This window comes from Sinorhizobium sp. CB7 (genome assembly GCF_041357635.1).
Taxonomy (GTDB): Bacteria; Pseudomonadota; Alphaproteobacteria; order Rhizobiales; family Rhizobiaceae; genus Rhizobium.
In genome coordinates this window covers 35,456-56,228 of sequence record NZ_JAULLL010000014.1, presented here as the reverse complement: position 1 = coordinate 56,228, position 20,773 = coordinate 35,456, and the positions used below count along the sequence as shown (strand labels likewise).

Sequence of the window (20,773 nt, the reverse complement as noted above, 5' to 3'; positions counted from 1 at the left end):
CGTCTGCGAGGAAGCAATGAAAAGGCCGCGGTGGGTACTCCTCCGCGGCTTTTTTTATCGAACCTGTTTGGGCTATTCCGTCGTGACGCCCTGAAATGGACGAACCTCGCGGCCCGGCATGAAGACGCCGAGGCGCTTGATCTCCCATTCTAGCTTGATGCCGGCATTCTCGTACACGCGCTGGCGCACGGTCTCGCCGAGATATTCAAGATCGTAGCCGGTCGCCTGCTCCATGTTGATCATGAAGTTGCAGTGGAGCGAGGACATCTGCGCACCGCCAATGACGAGCCCGCGGCAACCGGCCTCGTCGATCAGCTTCCAGGCGGAATGACCTTCGGGATTCTTGAAGGTCGATCCACCGGTCTTCTCGCGGATCGGCTGCACGGTTTCACGGTGATTGCGAACCGCGTCCATCTCGGCACGGATCTTGGCGCGATCCTCCGGATAGCCCTCGAAGAGCACATGCGTGAAGATCAGATCGTCCGGTGCCGTGGAATGACGGTAGGTATAGCCCATCTTGGCATTGGAGAGCACGTGCATCTTGCCCTTGCGGTCGACCGCATGCACCTCGACAACACGGTCGCGCGTCTCGGAGCCGTTCGCGCCGGCATTCATTCGCGCCGCACCGCCGATACCGCCGGGAATGCCGTAATAGAAATGGAATCCACCGATTCCATTGTCCATGGCCATGGCGGCAACGTGCTTGTCCGGGCAGATGGCGCCGGCCAGAATCCGGTTTTCGCCGGCAAGCTCCACCGAACCGAAGCCTTTGGCGGAAAGGCGCAGAACGATGCCCGGAATGCCGCCGTCGCGCACGAGAATATTCGAACCCATACCGACGACCGTCAGCGGAACCTCGGCCGGAAGGATATTCAGAAATGCGATCAGATCATCGATATCATGCGGCTGGAACATCAGCTCCGCCAGCCCGCCCGCCCTGAACCAGGTGACACGGTCCATGGGCGCATCCGGCGTGAGACGACCACGGATATCCTTTACGCCTTCTCCAAGGGATGCGAGAAGCTTTTCCCCATTGACCTGTTTCATTCAAATTTTTCCCGAAAGGCCTTGCAATTCTTTAGGCAACGCCGCCGCCCAGTAGGTGATGCTGCCAGCCCCCAACAAAACCACAAAATCACCCGGTCGCGCAATCTCTGCAACCATCGGTGCCAGAAGTTCGGGCGATGCGAAGTAACGCGCATCGCGATGCCCGCCGGATTTGATGCGGGATATCAGCGTTTCTGAATCCACACCTTCGATTGGATCCTCGCCGGCCGCATAAACAGGCGCCAGGAAAATGCTGTCGGCATCGTTGAAGCAGGCGGCGAACTCCTCGAAGAGGCTCGACAGGCGTGTATAGCGATGCGGCTGGTGGACGGCGATGATCCGGCCCTTGCAGGCCTCACGCGCTGCCCTCAACACCGCCTTGATCTCGACCGGATGATGGCCGTAGTCGTCGAAGATCTTCACCTCATTCCATTCGCCGGTCAGCGTGAACCGCCGCTTGACGCCGCCGAACGACGCAAGACCCCTGGCGATGTTCTCCTTGGAGATCCCGAGCCGGTTAGCGACGGCAATGGCAGCCGTCGCGTTGGAGATGTTGTGACGACCCGGCATCGGCATGACCAGATCGTTCAGATTGATCACCTCGCCTGTGCGGCGTCTGCGGATCTCTACGTCGAAGAGCGAGCGCGTGCCATCGATGCGTACGTTTCCAAAACGGACATCGGCCTGCGGATTTTCGCCATAGGTGATGACCTTGCGATCCTCGATGCGGCTGACGAGCGCCTGTACCTCAGGATGATCGAGACATAGGACACCGAAACCGTAAAATGGCACGTTCTCGACGAATTGGCGGAAGGCCGCCCGGACCGCATCGAAATTGCCGTAGTGATCGAGATGCTCGGGATCGATATTGGTGATGACCGCAACGTCGGCGGGAAGCTTCAGGAAGGTCCCGTCGGATTCGTCGGCCTCGACCACCATCCATTCGCCCTCGCCCATGCGCGCATTGGTGCCGTAGGCGTTGATGATGCCGCCATTGATGACGGTCGGATCGAGGCCACCTGCTTCAAGCAACGTGGCGACAAGCGACGTCGTCGTCGTTTTGCCATGAGTCCCACCGATGGCAATCGCATTGCGGAAGCGCATCAGTTCCGCGAGCATTTCCGCTCGACGCACGACAGGTAGCAGCTTCTCACGGGCGGCCACCAGTTCCGGATTCGTCTTCTTGATCGCTGTCGACACGACGACGACCTCTGCGTCGCCCAGGTTCTCCGCGGTATGCCCGACGAAGACCTTGATGCCCTTGTCCCGCAGACGCTGCACATTGGCGCTGTCTGACTGATCGGAGCCCTGTACCCGATGACCGAGATTGTGGAGCACTTCCGCAATCCCGCTCATGCCGATCCCGCCGATCCCGATGAAATGGACAAGGCCGATCGCCTTCGGCATTTTCATACGCGTGCCCCCTTGAACTCTGAAATTTTGCGTTTCGCGCCAATAGCCTCTACCAAGTCGGCAAGCAAGTTCGTCGCATCCGGCTTGCCCGCCTGTTTGGCGGCAGCGGCCATCTTGGAAAGCTTCTCTGGATCGTTCATCACCGCCGTCAGGATAGCGGCGAGCCTTTCCGGCGAAAGTTCGGATTGCGCTATTACCTTCGCTCCGCCCGTCGCCGCAAGCGCGGCGGCATTCGCCGCCTGGTCATGATCCAGAGCATAGGGATAGGGCACAAGGATGGCCGGACGCCCGATCACCGAAATTTCCGACACGGTGGATGCCCCCGAACGGCAGATGACGAGATGAGCAGCCGCCAGCCGTTCCGGCATGTCGGAGAAGAAAGGCGCGATATCGGCGCCCATGTGCAGCTGGGCCGTGCAGCCGGCGACCATCTCCATATCCTCGGGCCGTACCTGTTGCGTGATTTTCAGGCGAGTTCTGAGGGAATCCTCAAGCAGGCTGATCGCCGTCGGTATGGCCTTGGAGAAATACTGCGCACCCTGGCTGCCGCCGAAGACGACGAGATTGAACGGCTCGCTAGGCCCGGAAGGCACATAAGGCCGCTTGGCGGCCTCGATCACGGCGGGACGCACCGGATTGCCTGTTGTCACCGTCTTCTCGGCGAAGGCGCCCTCGCCCTGCGGCAGGAAGCCGCCGGCGATCGCCTGGACCCGTGACGCCAGGGCTTTGTTGGCGCGGCCCATCACGGCATTCTGCTCATGGATCATCGACGGCACGCCCATGCGTGTGGCAGCCAGAAGCGGCGGTACCGTCGGGTAGCCGCCGAAACCAACGACAACGGCGGGCTTCAGACGCGTGATCAAGCGGCGAGCAGCCCGGGTACCAGTCCACAGCGTCCACAGCGAGCGGGCGACTGCAAGCGGATTTTTCGAGCCGATGGTCGCTGACGGCACCACGTGGATTTCATCCGCAGGAAACTTGCCGGCATAACGTTCGGCCCGGCTGTCCGTGACGAGATGCACGGAATAGTCACGCGCCTTCAGTTCATAGGCAAGCGCTTCCGCCGGAAAGACGTGACCTCCGGTACCACCGGCTGCAAGCAGAATGATGCCCTTCGTCATCCCACTCACTCCGCCGGAATGCCATGCGTGACGCGGAAGAGGCTGCGCTCCTGCGCACGCTTTTCAGGCCGGTGGCGGGTGAGCGCCAGGATGAAGCCGGCGGTCACGCAGATGGCGATCATGGAAGATCCACCGTAGGAGATCAGCGGCAGCGTCATGCCCTTCGCCGGCAGAAGCTCCAGATTGACGCCGACATTGATGATCGACTGCATGCCGATCTGCAGCACGAGGCCGGCGACGGCGAAACGATTGAAGTCGTCACGCTCCCTATAGGCGTGTGACAGGCCGCGAATGACAAGCGCCGAGAAGATCGCGACGAGCACGATGCAGAAGACGATGCCGAATTCCTCGGCGGCAACGGAAAAGATGAAGTCGGTATGGGCATCGGGAATGATGCGCTTGACGATGCCTTCGCCAGGCCCCTGCCCGAACCAGTCGCCGCGAATGATCGCCTCGCGCGCGGTGTCGACCTGGAAGGTGTCGCCCTCTCCGGTCATGAAGCGGTCTATTCGTCCCGCCACGTGCGGAAAGATGTAGTAGGCGCTAATGAAACCGCCTGCGCCGATGCCGCCAAGCACGATGATCCAGAGCCACGGCATGCCCGCCATGAAGAACATGCCGCCCCAGACCGCACTGGTCAGGATCGTCTGACCGAGGTCCGGCTGCGCGACGAGAAGGGCCGCGACCATTCCAAAGAGAATAATCGAGAAGAGGTTGCCGGGGATTTCCGGCTGGCGCGCATGCTCGGCGAAAAGCCAGGCACAAACCACCACAAAGGCAGGCTTCATGAATTCCGAGGGCTGGATCGAAAGCCCCAGCAGCGTGATCCAGCGGCGTGATCCCTTGACCTCGACGCCGAAGAACAGAGCCAGAAGCATCATTGCCAGCGATACGATCAGGAGCACGATGGCCGTTCGGCGAACCTGGCGGGGCGTCAGGAAGGAAAGGCCGATCATCACGGCAAGGGCAGGCAACAGGAAGGCGGCGTGGCGCTTGACGAAGTGGAATGGCTCAAGCCCGATGCGCTGGGCAACGGCGGGCGAGGCGGCAAAAGACAACATGAAGCCGATGCCCATCAGCAGTATGAACATCGCCAGGAAGAACCGGTCGATCGTCCAGAACCAATCGGCCAGAGGCCCCCGTTCCGCGCGGCTTACCATGTCATTTGTCTCCTGTTGCCGAACCTATCAGCATGGTGATCCCATCGAGCGCTGCCACATGGCTGACAAATGCATCGCCTCTGACTTCGAAGTTCTTATACTGGTCGAAGCTTGCGCAAGCCGGGGACAGCATCACGGCAGAGGCCGCACTTTCATCCTTTTCGGCATCCGCTGCGGCATGGGCCACCGCCCGCTCCAGCGTGCCGGAAATCTCATAAGGGACGGCATCGCCGAGCGTTGCGGCAAAGGCAGGCGCTGCTTCGCCAATCAGGTACGCCTTGGCGATCCGCGAAAAAAGCGGAGCAAGCGACGTGATGCCACCCTCTTTCGGCAGACCGCCGGCGATCCAGTAGATGCGATCATAACTCGAAAGCGCGGGGGCTGCCGCATCGGCGTTTGTCGCCTTGGAGTCATTGACGAAAACGACCCTGCCCCGCCGGCCGACCGGCTGCATGCGGTGCTTGAGACCCGGAAAGGACTTCAGACCAGAGCGAACATCTTCGGCGGAAACTCCAACCGCAAGGCATGCGGCGATCGCGGCTGCCGCGTTCTGGGCGTTGTGGCCGCCGCGCAGCGTCTGGACACCATCGAGATCGGCGATAACGGAAGTCGCCCCACCGGCCGCCCGAATAATATGGCTGCCTTCGGCATAGAGACCATCGGCAAGCACGGTGCGACGGGAAATGCGCATGACTTTGACCCCTGCCCGCTCGACGCGGTCGGCGATCAGTGCGGAATAGCTGTCATCGACGCCGACGACGGCGGTGCTGCTTCCCGCCACCAGCCGCTCCTTGATATCGGCATAGTGCTGCATCGTGCCATGACGGTCGAGATGATCCGGTGTGAGGTTGAGCAGGATGCCGGCAGACGGGTCGAGCGTCGGCGCGAGATCAATCTGATAGGAGGAGCATTCAACGACGAAATAGCGCTCGGACTTCGGCGGATCGAGTGTCAGGATCGCCGTGCCGATATTGCCGCCGAGTTGCGTGTCACGCCCGCTCGACTTGAGGATATGTGCGATCAGCGCCGTCGTCGTCGATTTGCCGTTGGTGCCTGTGATGGCGATGAAGGGGCAATCCGGCGCATGCGCCCGGCGTTCGCGGACGAAAAGCTCGACATCGCCGATGATCTCCACGCCGGCTGCGCGACCAAGATCGACGCTCCAGTGCGGTCTCGGATGGGTAAGCGGTACGCCCGGCGAGAGAACGAGGGCCGCAACAGTGCTCCAGTCGATGCCTCGCAGATCGGCGACAGGAATCCCCTCGGCGCCCGCCTTGGTCACGCTGTCGGGATTGTCGTCCCAGGCGATCACTTCTGCGCCACCGGCGATTAGCGCCTGGGCAGTCGCAAAGCCTGATCCGCCGAGCCCGAAGAGAGCGACCTTCTTTCCCTTGAGCGTGGTGACTGGGATCATCGCGGCCTCACCGGATTTTCAGCGTGGAAAGGCCGATCATCGCCAGAACGACGGCGATGATCCAGAAGCGGATCACGACCTGGCTTTCCGTCCAGCCCAGCTTCTCGAAATGGTGATGGATCGGCGCCATAAGGAACACGCGGCGGCCGGTCATCTTGAAAAAGCCCACTTGAATGATAACCGATAGCGTCTCCATCACGAAGAGGCCGCCGACGATCGCCATGACGATCTCGTGCTTGGTGGCGACGGCGACCGTGCCAATCGTGCCGCCGAGCGCAAGCGAACCGGTATCCCCCATGAAGATTGCGGCAGGCGGTGCGTTAAACCACAGAAAGCCGAGACCGGCGCCGATAACGGCGCCGAGAACGACGGCGAGTTCGCCGGTTCCCGGCACGAAATTGATCTGCAGATAATTGGCAAAAACCGCATTGCCGGCGAGGTAGGCGATGATGCCAAAGGAGGCGGCGGCAATCATAACCGGCACGATGGCGAGCCCGTCAAGCCCGTCCGTGAGATTGACGGCATTGCCCGCTGCGACGATGACAAAACCGCCGAACAGCACGAAGAAGATGCCGAGATTGATCAGGAAATCCTTGAAGAACGGAAAAGCGATCGAGGAACCAAATGTCGAGCCTGCAGGGCCGGACGCGAGTGCCGAGCGCATCATAAAATAGACGGCAATGCAGGCGATCAGGAATTCTATGCCAAGGCGAGCACGGCCGGAAAAGCCCTTATCGCTCTGCTTTGTAACCTTGAGATAGTCATCATAAAAGCCGATCGCGCCGAAGCCCAAGGTCACGAGCAGCGTCGCCACGACATAGATATTCGACAGATCCGCCCATAGAAGCGACGAACCGACGATGCCAGCAAGGATCATCAGACCGCCCATGGTCGGCGTGCCCGCCTTCTTGAAATGCGTCTGCGGTCCGTCGGCACGGATGGGCTGGCCCTTGCCCTGACGGACACGGAGCGAGGAGATAATCGTCGGCCCGAACAGGAAGACGATCATTGCAGAAGTGAAAACAGCAGCCCCGGTACGGAACGTGATATATCTGAAAAGATTTAGAAATTTAAAATATTCCGACAGTTCCACAAGCCAGATCAGCATACGGGCCCTTTCTCAGTTCCGGTCACGGTTGGCGCTCCGTGTCGGAAAACGCGGGAAACTTGTCAAGCAGCGCGGCGACGATCTTGCCGAATCCGGTTCCCAAAGAGGATTTGACCATCAACACGTCACCGGGAGCGACCGAATCCAACACGAACGGTACAAGTTCATCGGTCTTTTCGCGATATTCGACATGAACGCTGTCGGGAAGCGATTCCCGGAGCGACGCCATCTCGGGGCCTGCTAGCCAGGCATATTCGATGCCAGCCGCCAGCAAGGGTCCCGCGAGATCCGCATGAAGCTTCTGCGCATAGTCGCCCATTTCCAGCATATCGCCGAGAACCGCGATCCGCCGGCCCCTGGAGGGTTCCGAGGCGGCAAGAAGCGCGATCGCTGCACGCATGGAAGCAGGATTGGCGTTGTAGCTTTCATCGATCAGCGTAAAGCTGCCATTGCCGATCGCAAGCTTGTGGCGCCGTCCGCGACCCTTTTCCGGCTTCAGCGTAGCGAGAGTATCAATCGCCTTGCCAAGATCGGCTCCAACAAGCTTGACAGCACCCAAAGCGGCCAGAGCGTTTTCCGCGATATGACGACCGGGCGCGCCGATGGCAACTTCCATCGTGTCGCCGCCGATCGTCAGCCACAAGGTCGAGCTCTCATCAGCACCGTTGAATTCCGCCAGACGGAAATCGGCCTTGGCATGCTGGCCAAAGGAATGGACATGCTCGACGCCGACCGCCTGCGCGGCCCGTTCGAGAAAATTGAACTGGTCGTTGTCGCGATTGAGAATGACGTGGCCACCCGCGACCAGTCCCTCGAAAATCTCGGCCTTCGCGGCTGCTATCTCCTTGATGCTGCTGAAATTGCCAAGATGAGCCGGCGCGATCGTGGTAATGATGCCGATATGCGGTCTGATCATCTGGACCAGCGGGATGATCTCACCTGGGTGATTCATGCCGACCTCGAATATGCCGAAATCGGTGTCTTCCGGCATGCGAGCCAGCGTCAGCGGCACCCCCCAGTGATTGTTGAAGGAAGCGACGGAGGCATGGACTTTGCCGGAGGGCGCAAGCATGTGGCGCAGCATTTCCTTGGTCGTCGTCTTGCCGACGGACCCAGTTACCGCGATGATCTTCGCGCTGGACCGATCGCGTGCCGCCACGCCAAGACGGCCAAGTGCGGCGAGAACATCGTCGACAACGATCATCGGGACGGTGAGCCGGCCCATCGCCGGCAGACGTGCCTCGCTGACGACGAGCAAGGATGCACCATTCGCCATTGCCATGCTGGCGTAGTCATGGCCGTCGACGCGATCGCCCTTGATGGCGAAGAAGGCTTCGCCGGGCGTAATAGAACGACTGTCAATGGAAATGCCGGTGATGCCTTCCGGCAACGAACCGAATGGCCGGCCGGCCATTGCGGTGATCATGTCTTCGGATGTCCATAGCCACGTCATGACTTCAGCTCCTCCAACGCTTTGCGTACCTCCGCATGATCGGAGAACGGCAGAGTAACGCTCCCGATCGTCTGCCCCTCCTCATGCCCCTTGCCCGCAACGATCAGCGTGTCGCCGGAGGCAAGCATCCCAACTGCCTCGCGGATCGCTGTCGCACGATCGCCGATCTCGGTGGAGCAGCTTGCTGCAGCCATGATCTCGGCGCGGATTGCCGCAGGCTCCTCTGAACGCGGATTGTCGTCGGTGATGATCACGATGTCGGCGAGACGGCAGGCGATCTCGCCCATGATCGGCCGCTTGCCACGATCACGGTCACCACCACAACCGAAGACAACGATGACGCGTCCGGTCGTAAACGGCCGGACGGATGCAAGCACATTTTCCAATGCATCCGGCTTATGGGCATAATCGACATAGGCGAGTGCGCCGTTCTTGGCGTGACCGACAAGTTCAAGCCGGCCGGAGGCACCCTGCAGCTTTCCGAGAGCCGCCATCGCCTGCCGAGTCGCAACACCCGTCGACATTGCAAGGCCTGCTGCAACCAGCGCATTGGCGATCTGGAAATCGCCAGCCAGGGGAATGTCGACTTCGAAAATATCATCGCCGACGTGAACTTCCGCGACTTGCTTGTGACGGAAATGCTCGACGCGCTTCAGCGACAGGAAATCGCCCTTGCGACCGACGGTGCGCACATCATGGCCCGCCGCCCGTGCGACTGCAACCGCCTTTTCAGACCAGACGTCGTCGGCAAAGATGACGGCGGGAGAGCCTTTCGGAAGGAGCCCTTCGAAGAGCCGCATCTTCGCCGCCATATAGGCCTCCACCGTCGGGTGGTAGTCCATATGATCGCGGCCGAGATTGGTGAAAGCGGCCGCGGCAAGCCTGACACCGTCGAGGCGGTACTGGTCGAGGCCGTGACTGGAGGCCTCCATCGATGCATGCGTTACGCCTTCGTCGGCGAGTTCGGCCAGAAGCTTGTGCAGAGAGACCGGATCCGGCGTCGTCAGCGAACCATATTCGTTGCGCGTCGGGGAGACGACGCCGGTCGTGCCGATCATCGCGGCCGCATGGCCAGCGTGGGCCCATATTTGACGGGTGAAGGAGGCGACCGATGTCTTGCCCGCCGTACCCGTGACGGCAACCATGGTTTCCGGCTGCCGACCATAGAGATGCGAGGCGGCGATTGCCAGGAAGCGGCGCGGTTCACTGAGTGTAACGGTTGGGATGGAAGCTATATGGGAAGGTCGGGCTGAAACGATCAGGGAAGCATTGCGAGATGCCGCATCGGCGATGAAACTCGCGCCATCTGCCTTTACTCCGGCAACGGCGACGAATGCCATACCAGGTGCAATCTTCCGACTGTCGGAAGATAGGCCGGAAATGTCGAGATCCCCAAGTCCCCCGGCAATCTGTTCGTTAAGCTCCGGAAACGCGTTTCCGGCAAGATCCCTCAATTTCATAGATGCACTTCCGTTTCGAGGCGACCGCCCCTCGCGAATCGCCTGACATATTCATTCACGCTCAATAAGACACCAGCAAGGCCGAACCATCTTCCCCAAATTTTGTCTTCACCCCCAGCAACGGCGCGGCGCGAGCAATGATGTTGCGGGCAATCGGCCCCGCCGTACCGGCCGAAATCGTACCGCCATAAGCGCGCTCACCGGACTTCGGCTCATCGCAGAAGGTCATGACCACGTATCGCGGGTCGCGAATCGGGAAAGCCGCAATGAATGAGTTGAAGTTCAAGCTGTTCGAATAGCGGCCGTTGACCACCTTGTCGGCTGTACCGGTCTTGCTGCCGACATCGAAGCCGGGAACGCGAGCAACACGGCCGGATCCCTTCGAACCGTTGAAATTCAGAAGGAAGCGTACGTCGTCGCTTGTACTCTTCTTGATGACGGCCTTTGCTATCTCATCCGCCTGTTCGCGAGAACGCGGCAGAAACGTAGGCTCGATCAGCTTGCCGCCGTTGACCAGAGCTGCGGCTGCCACCGCCGTCTGCAGCGGCGTGGTGGAGACACCGTGGCCGAATGAAATGGTGATCGAATTGATCTTCTTCCATACCCGCGGCTGACTCGGCATTTTTACCTCAGGCAGCTCGGTCTCCATCTTCGTCAGAAGGCCGAGGCGCGTCAGGAATTCCTTGTGTCCGTCGATGCCGACGACGTCAGCGATCTTGGCCGTACCGATGTTGGATGAATACTGAAAGATCTCCGGTACGGTGAGCACGCGATGCTGTCCGTGGAAATCGTTAATGGTGAAGCCGCCGATGCGGATCGGACGACTCGCGTCGAAACTGTCGTTCAGGGTGATCTTGCCATCATCGAGCGCCATCGCCATGGTAAAGGTCTTGAACGTGGAACCCATCTCGAAAGTGCCGTCCGACATGCGGTTGAGCCAGCCTTCCTTCGCGCCTTCGACGGGATTGTTCGGATCGAAATCCGGGGCTGAGGCCATTGCGATGACTTCGCCGGTATAGACATCCAGCACGACAGCGCCGCCACCCTTGGCCTGATAGTTCTGCACCGCGTCGTTGACGACCTCACGCACGATACTCTGAACGCGCAGGTCGATGGAAAGCCTGACCGGCTCCAGCGGCTGATCGCTCGTCATGCCGGCCGCGGCCAGATCCGCAAGCCCCTGGCTGTCGATGTATTTCTCCATGCCTGTGACGCCGCGGTTGTCGATATTAACGTAGCCAAGGATGTGTGCCGCCGTCGGGCCGCCCGGATAGAAGCGGCGCTTTTCCGGACGGAAGCCGATCCCGGGGATGCCGAGCGCTAGAATCTGACTCTGCTGCTTCGGCGTCAGCTGCCGCCGCAGCCAGGCGAAATGCGAGGTTTTTACCGAGAGCTTGTGATAGGTACCCTTGATATCAAGGTCGGGGAGTACCGTCGCCAGCTTTTCCACCGCTTCGTCGGCATCGACGATCTTGTTCGGTTCGGCATAGAGCGACACGGTCCTGATATCGGTCGCAAGCAATTCGCCGTTGCGGTCGACAATGTCAGGACGGGAAGCCATCAGCCGGTCGGGCGGCATGATGCTCGATACCGTCTCCGGCTTTGCTACTCCATACTCGACAAGCCGGGCGCCGATCACGCCATAGAAAGCCACGAAACCGGCGATGATCAGCCCGACACGATTCTTTGCCTGGTTCGACTTTCTTTTTCGAGATCCCTCGAACACCGTTGAAGAGGAAGGCTCGCCCACACGGTTGTAAGCGCCCGCCGAAAAATGCGCCTGGCTTTTCAACACCATGATGCGTGAAAGAAAAGACATCAGTCCTCCACAGATCCCGTTGAAATGTTGTCCGTCTCCTCGACACCCCGCGCGACGGGAATTGGTATCGTACCAATGCTCTTCGCGCTCGGCGCGACGTCACCCTTAGGCTCACCGTCTTCCGTGGGCGGCAATTGAGATCTCAGCATCGGCAGCTCTTTCGGCTGCGCCAGAGAGGTCGAGAGGGTCGGCTGAAGCTTGAGCTCTTCGCCGTAAACGTTGATCAGCCGCTGCAGGCGATTGGGCTGCGTGAGCAATGCCCAATCGGCTTTCAACAGATCGATTGTATCCTTTTCAAGCTTGATCTCGGTCTCGAGGCGATGAACCTCCTCGAGTTTCAGCTCGGCCCGGTGCTTGATGGTATAAGTCACCGCCGCCGCGGCGGTCATGACTCCGATGAGGACGATATCGAACGTTCTCAGCAAATCAGCCTCCAAGTTTTCCGAGAGCAGCGAGATTCGGCAGATCGAAAATGGAAAAGTCCGCCGGCTCCGCAGCGGCGGCGGTGCGCACACCGGCGCGAAGCTTCGCCGAGCGGGCACGGGGGTTGGCCTCCGCCTCCTCCTCGCTTGCAACGATCATCGACTTGCCGACGGGCTCGAACGTCGCGGTGCGCTCATGCATGGCCGGCATATGCCGAGAGCCGACCGCTTTGCCGGAACGGTCGGAGAAGAATTTCTTGACGATGCGATCCTCCAGCGAATGGAAGGTGACGATCACCAGCCGGCCGCCCGGCTTCAATACACGCTCGGCCGCAAAGAGCGCCTGCGCCAACTCGCCGAGTTCGTCATTGACGAAAATGCGCAATGCCTGGAAGACACGCGTCGCCGGATGAATCTTATCCTTGGCCTTGCGTGGCGTGACGATCTCTATCAGGCCGGCGAGGTCGCGGGTGGTTTCAAACGGCTTTTCGGCGCGTCGCTTCTCGATCGCATGGGCTATGCGGGAAGCCTGCTTCTCCTCCCCGAGGAAGGCAAAGATGCGGATCATGTCCGCCACCTTGGCGCGATTGACGACATCGGCCGCCGAAACGCCCGCCGCCGACATGCGCATATCGAGCGGGCCGCTTTTCTGGAAGGAGAAGCCGCGCTCGGCTTCATCGAGCTGCATGGAGGAAACGCCGATGTCGAGGACGACGCCGTCAAGCCCTTCTTCCGGCGCATGGGCCGCAAGCTCGGAAAATTGCGAATGGATGAGCCTCAGATGGTCGCCATGGGCGGCAACCATCGCCTGGCCGGCGGAAATTGCCGTCGGATCGCGATCGAGCGCAATCACATCGGCGCCGGCAGCGAGAATGGCCGAACTATAGCCTCCCGCACCAAAGGTGCCGTCGAGAATGATCTTGCCCGGCGCAGGCTCCAGCGCAGCAAGAACCTCCTTGAGAAGAACCGGAATGTGACGAACCGGTCCGCCATCGGCATCAGAAGAACCTCCGCCAGGATTCGCCGCCATTCCGTACCCTCGTTCTAATCGGAACGCCTGCCCGCCAGCCTGCGCTCCCCTCTTGCCTGCGCCTGCATCGCCCGAAAGGCGTCCGGCTGCCAAAGCTGAAAATGGTCCGCCCGACCGACGAAGGTCACCTCGTTGGTGATGCCGGTGAAGTCCCGGATGAAATCCGTGATCATCAGCCGCCCTTCGGCATCGAGCTTCATAAAGACGCCGCCCCCATGAATGAGGAGCGACATCGCATTCGCATCCGGCGAAAACGGATCCTCCGCAGCGATCTGCCGCTCGAACCTGTCGAGCAGATCCGGACCGCCGGCGCTGATCGCCGGAAACACAAAATCCTGGAAGCAATAAAGCTCCTGAATATTGCGCTCGGCCAGCACGGAACGGAATACCGCCGGCACGGAAACCCGCCCCTTGGCATCGATCCTGTTGGTCGCATTCGACAGGAAGCGGCTCATCACGCGAAACATCCGTCCCCAAGGGCGCCCGGACAATCACTCGCCCGCCAGGACACCCAAAATCAGACACAGCTTCGCACGCCGGACGAAAAGAAACCCGTCCGACACCCTCGAACAGAAGGTAGCCGTAGCTTTGCGATGAATGGGCACTTGATTGCCCTTGCGCAGTGCAGTTTTGGGATAACATGGGACCATATGGGCGTCAATGGGAAACGCCCGCTTTGATACGGGCGCATCATCAAATATTTATAAGCTGTTAAGTTTAACAAAGAGTTAGAGCCGACGATCGAAGCAGGCCCCGACAGGCCATATTCGGCGCGCAACGGGCCGCCCTCGCCGACGGGAAAAGCCGGCGAATTAAGCTGCCCGACCGACAGGAAAGACTTTCGAAGAAGGCGGCAGGATAAAAAACCAGTTGGCCTGTAAGCCGGGTTCTGTATGGCTCCGGCGTACCGGAACGTGGCAGCCATTCCTCTGGGACAGCGTTCGCACGCTGCCTCGCGCAACCCACCCGGATGACTGGCCCGGAAACAGGCCGGACAGCTTTCGCCGCCCGCGTCATCCCTATTCGGTCTTGCTCCCGGTGGGGTTTACCGTGCCGCCACTGTTGCCAGAGGCGCGGTGGGCTCTTACCCCACCCTTTCACCCTTACCCGGCCAAAAGGCCAAGCGGTTTGCTTTCTGTGGCACTTTCCCTGAGGTCACCCTCGCCGGACGTTATCCGGCACCGTGTTTCCGTGGAGCCCGGACTTTCCTCACTCTACCGCCTTTCGGCATTGGTGGAGCGCGGCTGCCCGGCCAACTGGCAGTGGCTCAATAGCCGAGACAGCCGGCAATTGCCACCAAAATATCCACCTCAGCGCGCCCGATTCGCGAAAATATGGTGCGAAATCCGAAGCGTAGCCCGCAGCTATTGCAAGAACCGCGACGGGCTAGGCAGGCTTCTCGGGCAAATCACGCAGCCTTCATTCCAGAAGCGCGAGCACCTTGCCGCAATAGGTCTGGGAAACCGGGTTCATGCGCGTGGCGGCGTGGCCGGCATTGTATTTGAGGATTGTATCACAGGTATTGCCGCCGCCGAGCTGATGGGCAGCCGCAAGATATTTCATGCCGAACTTGATGTTCGTTTCCGGATCGAAAAGTCCTTTCGCGGATCCGGAATAGCCCATCATCCGGGCGGTCGCCGGCTTGATCTGCATCAGGCCGATCTCGCCCGCGCTGCCGCGCGCATTCGGGTTGAAATTGCTCTCGATGCTGACGACGGCTGTGGCAAGCTCGACCGGAACGCCGTAGGCCGCGGCGTATTTATTTATCAATTGCGAATAAGGATTGTCGGGGGTGTCTGGTGTGACATCATTACTGCCGTCCGGAGCAGAATTCGGTGAAATGGCTTCCGGCTGGGGACCATTCGGGCCAGCAATTGCGCAATCGTACCCCGTCAACAGCACGCTTGCGCATGCCGCAGCCACAACAATCAGATTTTTCATGTAGTCTTTTTACTCCGACCCCAAGAGCAGCTGAACCGCGCGCCCGCGTCGTTCCGGCGCGAACCGAGAACCGGTGCCGCGCCGCAGCTGCTCTTATCATTTCATTTCACGTCCGCCGCCGACAAACAAACCGGGCGGCAAACGCCGTTGACGGAAGGGGTTTAGACCATCGCATTGCGGAGATAATAGGGAGATGATGTGGCAGGAAACAGCGCCGTTAGAAAATTCATCCGCGCCAGCGAAAAAGCTGGTATTTCGTACTCACGAATAGCGTGGAAGCGCAGCAATAAGCCGATGTAGCGTATCGATCGTGGAAAAATCGGCCACACCGTCCACTCTCGCCTGGCGGAAATGACGCTGAAAGGCGGCGACATCGCCTTCTGTCTTTTCGGAAAATTCTCCTGTGATTTCCGTGCCATAGCCATAGAGCGACAGCATCGACTGCAACGCCTCGATGGTCTGCCCGCAGTCGCCTCTCTGGAAGAAGCGCCCGCCGATGATCGACGTCGGTTCCACCCAGTGTCCAACCCCTGCTCGATGGAGCAAATCCCAGGGAAATTTCTCACCCGGATCGACCTTGCGGCCAGGCGCCACATCCGAGTGCGCAAGCACCCTTTCAGGCGCTATCGACCAACGTTGGCCGCAATCGCGACACAATTCGATTACCGCCTCAATCTGCTTTTTAGAAAAATCCGGCAGGCCTCCCGGATGGCCGGCATTGGCGATCTCGACACCGATCGACAGCGAATTGATGTCCGTCTCGCCATGCCAGGTACTCTTGCCTGCATGCCATGCGCGATACTCTTCCGGCACCAGCTGCAGAATTGTGCCATCCTCGTGCACGAAATAGTGGCTGGAGACCTGGCTCTCCGGGCGACAGAGCCAGGAAAGCGCCCCTTCGGCAGTCGGCATGCCCGTGTAATGGAGGAGAATCATATCCGGTTTGCGTCCACCGGCGCGTTCGCCACGGTTCGGCGAAGGCATCACCGTCGCTCCGGAATAATCCGCCTTGAAGGAAGTCATGCGGCGCGGCGTTCCTTTTCGATCGCCGCATAGGCAGCATTCAAAGCCGCCATTCGTTCGTTTGCAATTGCCTGAAACTCTTCCGGCACGCCGCGCGCGATCAACCGGTCTGGATGGTTTTCATGGACCAGACCATGATAACGGCGACGGATCGTCGGAAAATCGTCGGAACGCGAGACGCCAAGCACTTTGTAGGGATCGCGACCGATTGAAACGTGGCGCGCTGATATTTGCTCGAAGCGCTGCTCGCTCATCTTAAAGATCTCGGCGATGCGGGCGAGGAACGCCATTTCCTTCTCGTGGACAAGACCATCGGCCTTGGCGATATGGAACAGGCCGTCCAGCACGTCCTCGAGCACCGGGCAATTGGTGGGGCATGTGCTGCAGAGCCCCGCAAGCTTTTCGGCATAGGCCTCGAAGCCGGCAACGTCCTGACGGGCGAGATTGTAAAGGCGGGCGACATTCTTTGCCTGATCCTGCGGAAACTCGAATATCTCGCGGAATGCCGCAACTTCCTTTTCGGACACAATGCCGTCGGCCTTCGCCATCTTCGCCGAAAGCGCGATGATGGCTACGGAGACAGCAACCTTGCGGCGGGTCTCCGGGTCACCTTCGAAAACGGTGCGAATAGCCTCGACCACCGCCGACAGGGCGTTGCCTGCGGTGTTTCCTATGGCATTCAGCAATTTCTCCCAAAAGGACATGGCGCGCTCAAGAGCCTCTTTTCAATAGTAGGTACACGTTGAACAAATAATTGTTGCGATTGCAAGCTGGCGATTGGTCGTGTTTTGGAAAACACTTTTCACAAATCTGTAACTGTTCGAAATTCGAAACGATCCATCGCGCACTGCCCTCCTCCTTAGTCGGGGTGGCCCGGGCGAAGTTCCTGCAGATTTTCATCACGCTCGCCTTTTCCACAGCCATGCTCGGCGCGCGGATCGCCCCTGCGATTATATTTGTGGTCCTGGTCGCTTTCGCTGTCCGGCTCTGGCACGAGGAACGGATTTCGTAAATTCTTTACTTTACAGCTTCGTTTCCCTGTCGCATCCATGCATTTATGCAAGTTGATCGTAGCGGCGCATAACGCGTGCAAGGAGGGAACTATGGCCAAACAGAAAGTCGCAATGTTGACCGCAGGAGGCCTCGCCCCCTGTTTGTCATCAGCCGTCGGCGGCCTGATCGAACGCTACAGCGACGTCGCTCCCGAGATCGATCTCATCGCCTATCGCTCCGGCTATCAGGGGGTGCTCCTCGGCGATCACGTCAAAATCACCGCCGGCATGCGTGAGCAGGCCCATCTGCTGCACCGCTATGGCGGCTCGCCGATCGGCAACAGCCGCGTCAAGCTGACCAATGCCGCGGACTGCGTGAAACGCGGCCTTTGCAAGGACGGCGAAAATCCGCTGCGTGTCGCAGCTGAAAAGCTCGCCGCAGACGGCGTCACCATTCTTCACACCATCGGCGGAGACGACACCAATACGACTGCCGCCGATCTTGCCGCCTATCTCGGCGCCAACGGCTACGATCTGACGGTCGTCGGGCTGCCGAAGACCGTTGACAACGATGTCGTGCCGATCCGCCAATCGCTCGGCGCCTGGACGGCCGCGGAAGTCGGAGCAAATTTCTTCGATAACGTCAGCAACGAACAGAGTGCCGCACCGCGGACGCTGGTCGTTCACGAGGTCATGGGACGGCATTGCGGCTGGCTGACCGCTGCGACTGCACGGGCGTACCTCCAGAAGACCCGAGGCAATCATTATGTCGACGGTTTCATGATGAACGAAGAGATGAAGCGCATCGACGGTCTCTATCTGCCTGAAATGGCCTTCGATCTTGAAGCCGAAGCCGAGCGGTTAAAGGCGGTCATGGACAAGGAAGGCACTGTCGCGCTCTTCGTTTCGGAAGGCGCCTGCCTCGACGCCATCGTCGCTGAACGGGAAGCGGCCGGCGAGACAATCAAGCGTGATGCCTTCGGCCATGTGAAGATTGACACGATCAATGTCGGCAACTGGTTCCAGAAGCAGTTCGCAGCCCTGCTCGGCGCCGAGCGCTCGATGGTTCAGAAGTCCGGCTATTTCGCCCGTTCCGCTCCCGCCAACAGCGAAGACCTGCGTCTCATCCAGGGCATGGTCGATCTCGCCGTCGAAAGCGCGCTCAACAAGATCTCGGGCGTCACCGGCCATGACGAGGCGCAGAACGGCAAACTGCGTACGATCGAATTCCCCCGCATCAAGGGCGGCAAGCCGTTTGACCTTTCCACGAAATGGTTCGTCGAGGTTATGGAGGAAATCGGCCAAAAATACACCTCCGTATGATTGACGGATGGTGAAGACGGTGTCTTTGCTGGACTGGAATAGGAAGAGTTTGACACTAGGGCGATTCAGTTTGCGTGCGCCCAGCCGGCGAACCGAATAGGAGCAATTCCATGTCCATCGAAGCCTGGCTCGCTTTCGCCGCCGCCTCCGCGATCATGCTGGCGATCCCGGGGCCGACGATCCTCCTCGTCGTCTCCTATGCACTCGGTCACGGGCGCAAGACGGCGTTTGCAACGGTCAGCGGCGTCGCGCTGGGCGATTTTACCGCCATGACGGCGTCGCTGTTCGGCCTGGGCGCCCTACTTGCGGCATCGGCGACGCTCTTCACGGTGCTGAAGTGGATCGGCGGAGCCTATCTTATCTGGCTCGGGATCAAGCTCTGGCGGGCGCCGATCGTAACCGAGCCGATGGCAGATAATGACAACCTTCGCGAGGAAAAATCGCTCAAGATTTTCCTACATGCCTACATCGTTACGGCGCTCAATCCAAAGAGTATTGTCTTCTTTGTTGCCTTCGTCCCGCAATTCCTCAATCCGGCCCTGCCCTTCTTTGGTCAGATGGTCATCATGGAGGCAACGTTCCTCGTGCTCGCCACTCTGAACGCCTCGACCTACGCCCTTCTCGCCAATGCCGCTCGCGGCATGATTCGCAAGGCGAGCGTGCAGCGCGCCGTCAATCGGACCGGCGGGACATTGCTGATTGCGGCCGGCGCCGTCACCGCCGGATATCGCCGCATCGCCGCCTGAATTGCCGGCTGATCACCGCCTGATCGCCGCAGCTTGCGGCGTAATCGCGAATAGGTTAATGGGTGATTTTAGGGTTTAAGGATTTCCTAGTTGATTTGCCCAACTGGGCGGCGCGATTTTCGAAAGTGACATAATGGTAGCGATCGGATCTTCCGGCCTCAGACAGAGTGTTGCCTTGGCCGCAATTGTTTGCGGCGCCTTGTCGGGATGCACAAGCGTCGAACAAACATCAAAGGCTGATCTAAAGGCTGCTCCGGCGGTCGCTTCGCTACCAAAACCTGCAACCGGCGCGACAGCAAATATTGCCGCAGCCACGCAACCTTCAGCGACAACAGGATCTGCAACAACCGCGGTCGGCGCAGCCGCCTCACTTCAACCCGGCATGGTCGCACCCGGAACGCAAACGGTCGCCGGCGCGCCCGCCATGGCAGTTGCCACGGTGGCGCCTCCGACAAGTCCGCTTCCGGCAATCGATCAGCAGACGGGAGAAACGCTTGCTGCGGTCGCCGTTCCGATGCCCAATCCCAGCCGGCAGGAGCTAGTCGCCGCCGCTGCTCCAGCCGTGAATGCTGTTGCTGCTCCCATGATGCCGGCCGTGGCCTCCCCGGCGCAGCTTGCCGCCGGCGCTCCGGCTACGGTGGCCACAACTGCTTATGCGCCCATTCCGCTGACGCCAGAAATGACCGCGATACAGGCCGTTGTTCCGACACCGCGTCCTGGCACGCCGGCGCAGCCGACAATTCAACTTGCCTATGCCGGGACACCCCAGCTGAGCACGGCGGCGCTTTCCGCAATGGACGCCGCGCCGGCCATGATGGACTTCCGCTTCGACGAATCCGGACCGACGGAAGTTCCTGCCGCCCTTGATGATGCCGACGATGACACGTCGGGACCGACTGTCGAAAAGAGCTATATCAGCAAGCTGATCTCCAAGTATGCGAAGCTCTACGAGGTTCCGGAATCCCTGCTTCACAGGGTCGTCCATCGGGAGAGCCGCTACAATCCAGGCGCCTACAACAAGCGCGGTTATTTCGGCCTGATGCAGATCAGGTACAATACGGCCAAGTCGATGGGCTATGACGGGCCGGCAAACGGCTTGTTTGATGCGGAAACCAATATCAAGTATGCGGCGAAATATCTTCGCGGCGCCTGGGTCGTCGCCGACAACAAGGAAGATGACGCCGTCAGGCTCTATGCCCGTGGTTATTACTATGATGCCAAGCGCAAGGGCATGAGCGACATTGCCAACGGCAACTACTGACGGCGCTATAATGCATGCCGCGCAAAAATGTGCAGCGGTT

Annotated in this window: 18 protein-coding genes and 1 other RNA gene; 3 read left to right on the top strand and 16 right to left on the bottom strand. The window is 59.9% G+C overall.

Going from position 1 to position 20,773, the window contains the following annotated elements; translation table 11 throughout:
* Nucleotides 1–72: 72 nt before the first annotated feature.
* The 16 genes from murB to AAE029_RS24510 all read right to left on the bottom strand — a co-directional run bounded on the left by murB (nt 73) and on the right by AAE029_RS24510 (nt 17,115).
* Nucleotides 73–1,047, bottom strand: a complete 975-nt coding sequence (gene murB, locus AAE029_RS24585; RefSeq protein ID WP_371075529.1) for a UDP-N-acetylmuramate dehydrogenase — start codon at nt 1,045–1,047, stop codon at nt 73–75.
* Nucleotides 1,048–2,460 (bottom strand): UDP-N-acetylmuramate--L-alanine ligase, encoded by a 1,413-nt coding sequence (gene murC, locus AAE029_RS24580; protein ID WP_371075528.1) that lies wholly within the window; start codon nt 2,458–2,460, stop codon nt 1,048–1,050.
* Entirely contained in the window at nt 2,457–3,581 is a 1,125-nt protein-coding gene (gene murG, locus AAE029_RS24575) for an undecaprenyldiphospho-muramoylpentapeptide beta-N-acetylglucosaminyltransferase (RefSeq protein WP_371075527.1), read from the bottom strand. Before murG ends, murC begins: the two co-directional genes overlap by 4 nt.
* A 5-nt stretch (nt 3,582–3,586) precedes the next feature.
* Nucleotides 3,587–4,741 carry a putative lipid II flippase FtsW gene (gene ftsW, locus AAE029_RS24570; RefSeq protein WP_371075526.1) on the bottom strand — a complete coding sequence of 385 codons (1,155 nt, stop codon included), beginning with the start codon at nt 4,739–4,741 and terminating at the stop codon, nt 3,587–3,589.
* 1 nt (nt 4,742) lies between these two features.
* The gene (murD, locus tag AAE029_RS24565) at nt 4,743–6,155 is read right to left on the bottom strand and encodes a UDP-N-acetylmuramoyl-L-alanine--D-glutamate ligase (protein ID WP_371075525.1); all 1,413 of its coding nucleotides are present in this window, start codon (nt 6,153–6,155) and stop codon (nt 4,743–4,745) included.
* 7 nt (nt 6,156–6,162) lie between these two features.
* Nucleotides 6,163–7,263, bottom strand: a complete 1,101-nt coding sequence (gene mraY, locus AAE029_RS24560) for a phospho-N-acetylmuramoyl-pentapeptide-transferase (protein WP_371075524.1) — start codon at nt 7,261–7,263, stop codon at nt 6,163–6,165.
* A gap of 22 nt (nt 7,264–7,285) precedes the next feature.
* Nucleotides 7,286–8,716 (bottom strand): UDP-N-acetylmuramoylalanyl-D-glutamyl-2,6-diaminopimelate--D-alanyl-D-alanine ligase, encoded by a 1,431-nt coding sequence (locus AAE029_RS24555; protein WP_371075523.1) that lies wholly within the window; start codon nt 8,714–8,716, stop codon nt 7,286–7,288.
* Nucleotides 8,713–10,176, bottom strand: coding sequence for a UDP-N-acetylmuramoyl-L-alanyl-D-glutamate--2,6-diaminopimelate ligase (locus AAE029_RS24550; protein ID WP_371075522.1), 1,464 nt, complete (start codon nt 10,174–10,176; stop codon nt 8,713–8,715). Before AAE029_RS24550 ends, AAE029_RS24555 begins: the two co-directional genes overlap by 4 nt.
* A 61-nt stretch (nt 10,177–10,237) precedes the next feature.
* Complete coding sequence (locus AAE029_RS24545; protein WP_371075521.1) at nt 10,238–11,995, bottom strand: peptidoglycan D,D-transpeptidase FtsI family protein; 1,758 nt, start codon at nt 11,993–11,995, stop codon at nt 10,238–10,240.
* Nucleotides 11,995–12,420 (bottom strand): hypothetical protein, encoded by a 426-nt coding sequence (locus AAE029_RS24540; RefSeq protein WP_371075520.1) that lies wholly within the window; start codon nt 12,418–12,420, stop codon nt 11,995–11,997. The genes AAE029_RS24545 and AAE029_RS24540 overlap by 1 nt, the downstream gene beginning before the upstream one ends.
* A 1-nt stretch (nt 12,421) precedes the next feature.
* Nucleotides 12,422–13,447 (bottom strand): 16S rRNA (cytosine(1402)-N(4))-methyltransferase RsmH, encoded by a 1,026-nt coding sequence (rsmH, locus tag AAE029_RS24535; protein WP_371075519.1) that lies wholly within the window; start codon nt 13,445–13,447, stop codon nt 12,422–12,424.
* 14 nt (nt 13,448–13,461) lie between these two features.
* A complete protein-coding gene (mraZ, locus tag AAE029_RS24530; RefSeq protein WP_371075518.1) occupies nt 13,462–13,902 on the bottom strand; it encodes a division/cell wall cluster transcriptional repressor MraZ in 441 nt (146 codons plus the stop codon).
* Nucleotides 13,903–14,309: 407 nt separating this feature from the next.
* Nucleotides 14,310–14,707, bottom strand: an RNA gene (gene rnpB, locus AAE029_RS24525) — RNase P RNA component class A.
* A gap of 159 nt (nt 14,708–14,866) precedes the next feature.
* Nucleotides 14,867–15,388 carry a lytic transglycosylase domain-containing protein gene (locus AAE029_RS24520; RefSeq protein ID WP_371075517.1) on the bottom strand — a complete coding sequence of 174 codons (522 nt, stop codon included), beginning with the start codon at nt 15,386–15,388 and terminating at the stop codon, nt 14,867–14,869.
* A 261-nt stretch (nt 15,389–15,649) separates the two neighbouring features.
* On the bottom strand, nt 15,650–16,411 hold the full coding sequence (locus AAE029_RS24515) for an N-acetylmuramoyl-L-alanine amidase (protein WP_371075516.1): 762 nt from the start codon (nt 16,409–16,411) through the stop codon (nt 15,650–15,652).
* Nucleotides 16,408–17,115, bottom strand: coding sequence for a TerB family tellurite resistance protein (locus AAE029_RS24510; RefSeq protein WP_371075515.1), 708 nt, complete (start codon nt 17,113–17,115; stop codon nt 16,408–16,410). The genes AAE029_RS24515 and AAE029_RS24510 overlap by 4 nt, the downstream gene beginning before the upstream one ends.
* 399 nt (nt 17,116–17,514) lie before the next feature.
* Between AAE029_RS24510 and AAE029_RS24505 the strand changes: the two genes are divergently transcribed.
* From AAE029_RS24505 to AAE029_RS24495, 3 genes are all read left to right on the top strand, one after another.
* Nucleotides 17,515–18,726: a pyrophosphate--fructose-6-phosphate 1-phosphotransferase gene (locus AAE029_RS24505; protein WP_371075514.1), complete on the top strand. Its 1,212-nt coding sequence runs from the start codon at nt 17,515–17,517 to the stop codon at nt 18,724–18,726.
* A gap of 110 nt (nt 18,727–18,836) precedes the next feature.
* Complete coding sequence (locus tag AAE029_RS24500; protein WP_371075513.1) at nt 18,837–19,472, top strand: LysE family translocator; 636 nt, start codon at nt 18,837–18,839, stop codon at nt 19,470–19,472.
* A 133-nt stretch (nt 19,473–19,605) separates the two neighbouring features.
* Nucleotides 19,606–20,733, top strand: a complete 1,128-nt coding sequence (locus AAE029_RS24495; protein WP_371075512.1) for a transglycosylase SLT domain-containing protein — start codon at nt 19,606–19,608, stop codon at nt 20,731–20,733.
* Nucleotides 20,734–20,773: the final 40 nt, after the last annotated feature.

What these genes read in the sequence shown, in the direction of transcription:
- murB (WP_371075529.1), bottom strand. Translation starts at nt 1,047, where the DNA reads ATGAAACAGGTCAATGGGGAAAAGCTTCTCGCATCCCTTGGAGAAGGC.
- murC (WP_371075528.1), bottom strand. Translation starts at nt 2,460, where the DNA reads ATGAAAATGCCGAAGGCGATCGGCCTTGTCCATTTCATCGGGATCGGC.
- murG (WP_371075527.1), bottom strand. Translation starts at nt 3,581, where the DNA reads ATGACGAAGGGCATCATTCTGCTTGCAGCCGGTGGTACCGGAGGTCAC.
- ftsW (WP_371075526.1), bottom strand. Translation starts at nt 4,741, where the DNA reads ATGGTAAGCCGCGCGGAACGGGGGCCTCTGGCCGATTGGTTCTGGACG.
- murD (WP_371075525.1), bottom strand. Translation starts at nt 6,155, where the DNA reads ATGATCCCAGTCACCACGCTCAAGGGAAAGAAGGTCGCTCTCTTCGGG.
- mraY (WP_371075524.1), bottom strand. Translation starts at nt 7,263, where the DNA reads ATGCTGATCTGGCTTGTGGAACTGTCGGAATATTTTAAATTTCTAAAT.
- AAE029_RS24555 (WP_371075523.1), bottom strand. Translation starts at nt 8,716, where the DNA reads ATGACGTGGCTATGGACATCCGAAGACATGATCACCGCAATGGCCGGC.
- AAE029_RS24550 (WP_371075522.1), bottom strand. Translation starts at nt 10,176, where the DNA reads ATGAAATTGAGGGATCTTGCCGGAAACGCGTTTCCGGAGCTTAACGAA.
- AAE029_RS24545 (WP_371075521.1), bottom strand. Translation starts at nt 11,995, where the DNA reads ATGTCTTTTCTTTCACGCATCATGGTGTTGAAAAGCCAGGCGCATTTT.
- rsmH (WP_371075519.1), bottom strand. Translation starts at nt 13,447, where the DNA reads ATGGCGGCGAATCCTGGCGGAGGTTCTTCTGATGCCGATGGCGGACCG.
- mraZ (WP_371075518.1), bottom strand. Translation starts at nt 13,902, where the DNA reads ATGAGCCGCTTCCTGTCGAATGCGACCAACAGGATCGATGCCAAGGGG.
- AAE029_RS24520 (WP_371075517.1), bottom strand. Translation starts at nt 15,388, where the DNA reads ATGAAAAATCTGATTGTTGTGGCTGCGGCATGCGCAAGCGTGCTGTTG.
- AAE029_RS24515 (WP_371075516.1), bottom strand. Translation starts at nt 16,411, where the DNA reads ATGACTTCCTTCAAGGCGGATTATTCCGGAGCGACGGTGATGCCTTCG.
- AAE029_RS24510 (WP_371075515.1), bottom strand. Translation starts at nt 17,115, where the DNA reads ATGTCCTTTTGGGAGAAATTGCTGAATGCCATAGGAAACACCGCAGGC.
- AAE029_RS24505 (WP_371075514.1), top strand. Translation starts at nt 17,515, where the DNA reads ATGGCCAAACAGAAAGTCGCAATGTTGACCGCAGGAGGCCTCGCCCCC.
- AAE029_RS24500 (WP_371075513.1), top strand. Translation starts at nt 18,837, where the DNA reads ATGTCCATCGAAGCCTGGCTCGCTTTCGCCGCCGCCTCCGCGATCATG.
- AAE029_RS24495 (WP_371075512.1), top strand. Translation starts at nt 19,606, where the DNA reads ATGGTAGCGATCGGATCTTCCGGCCTCAGACAGAGTGTTGCCTTGGCC.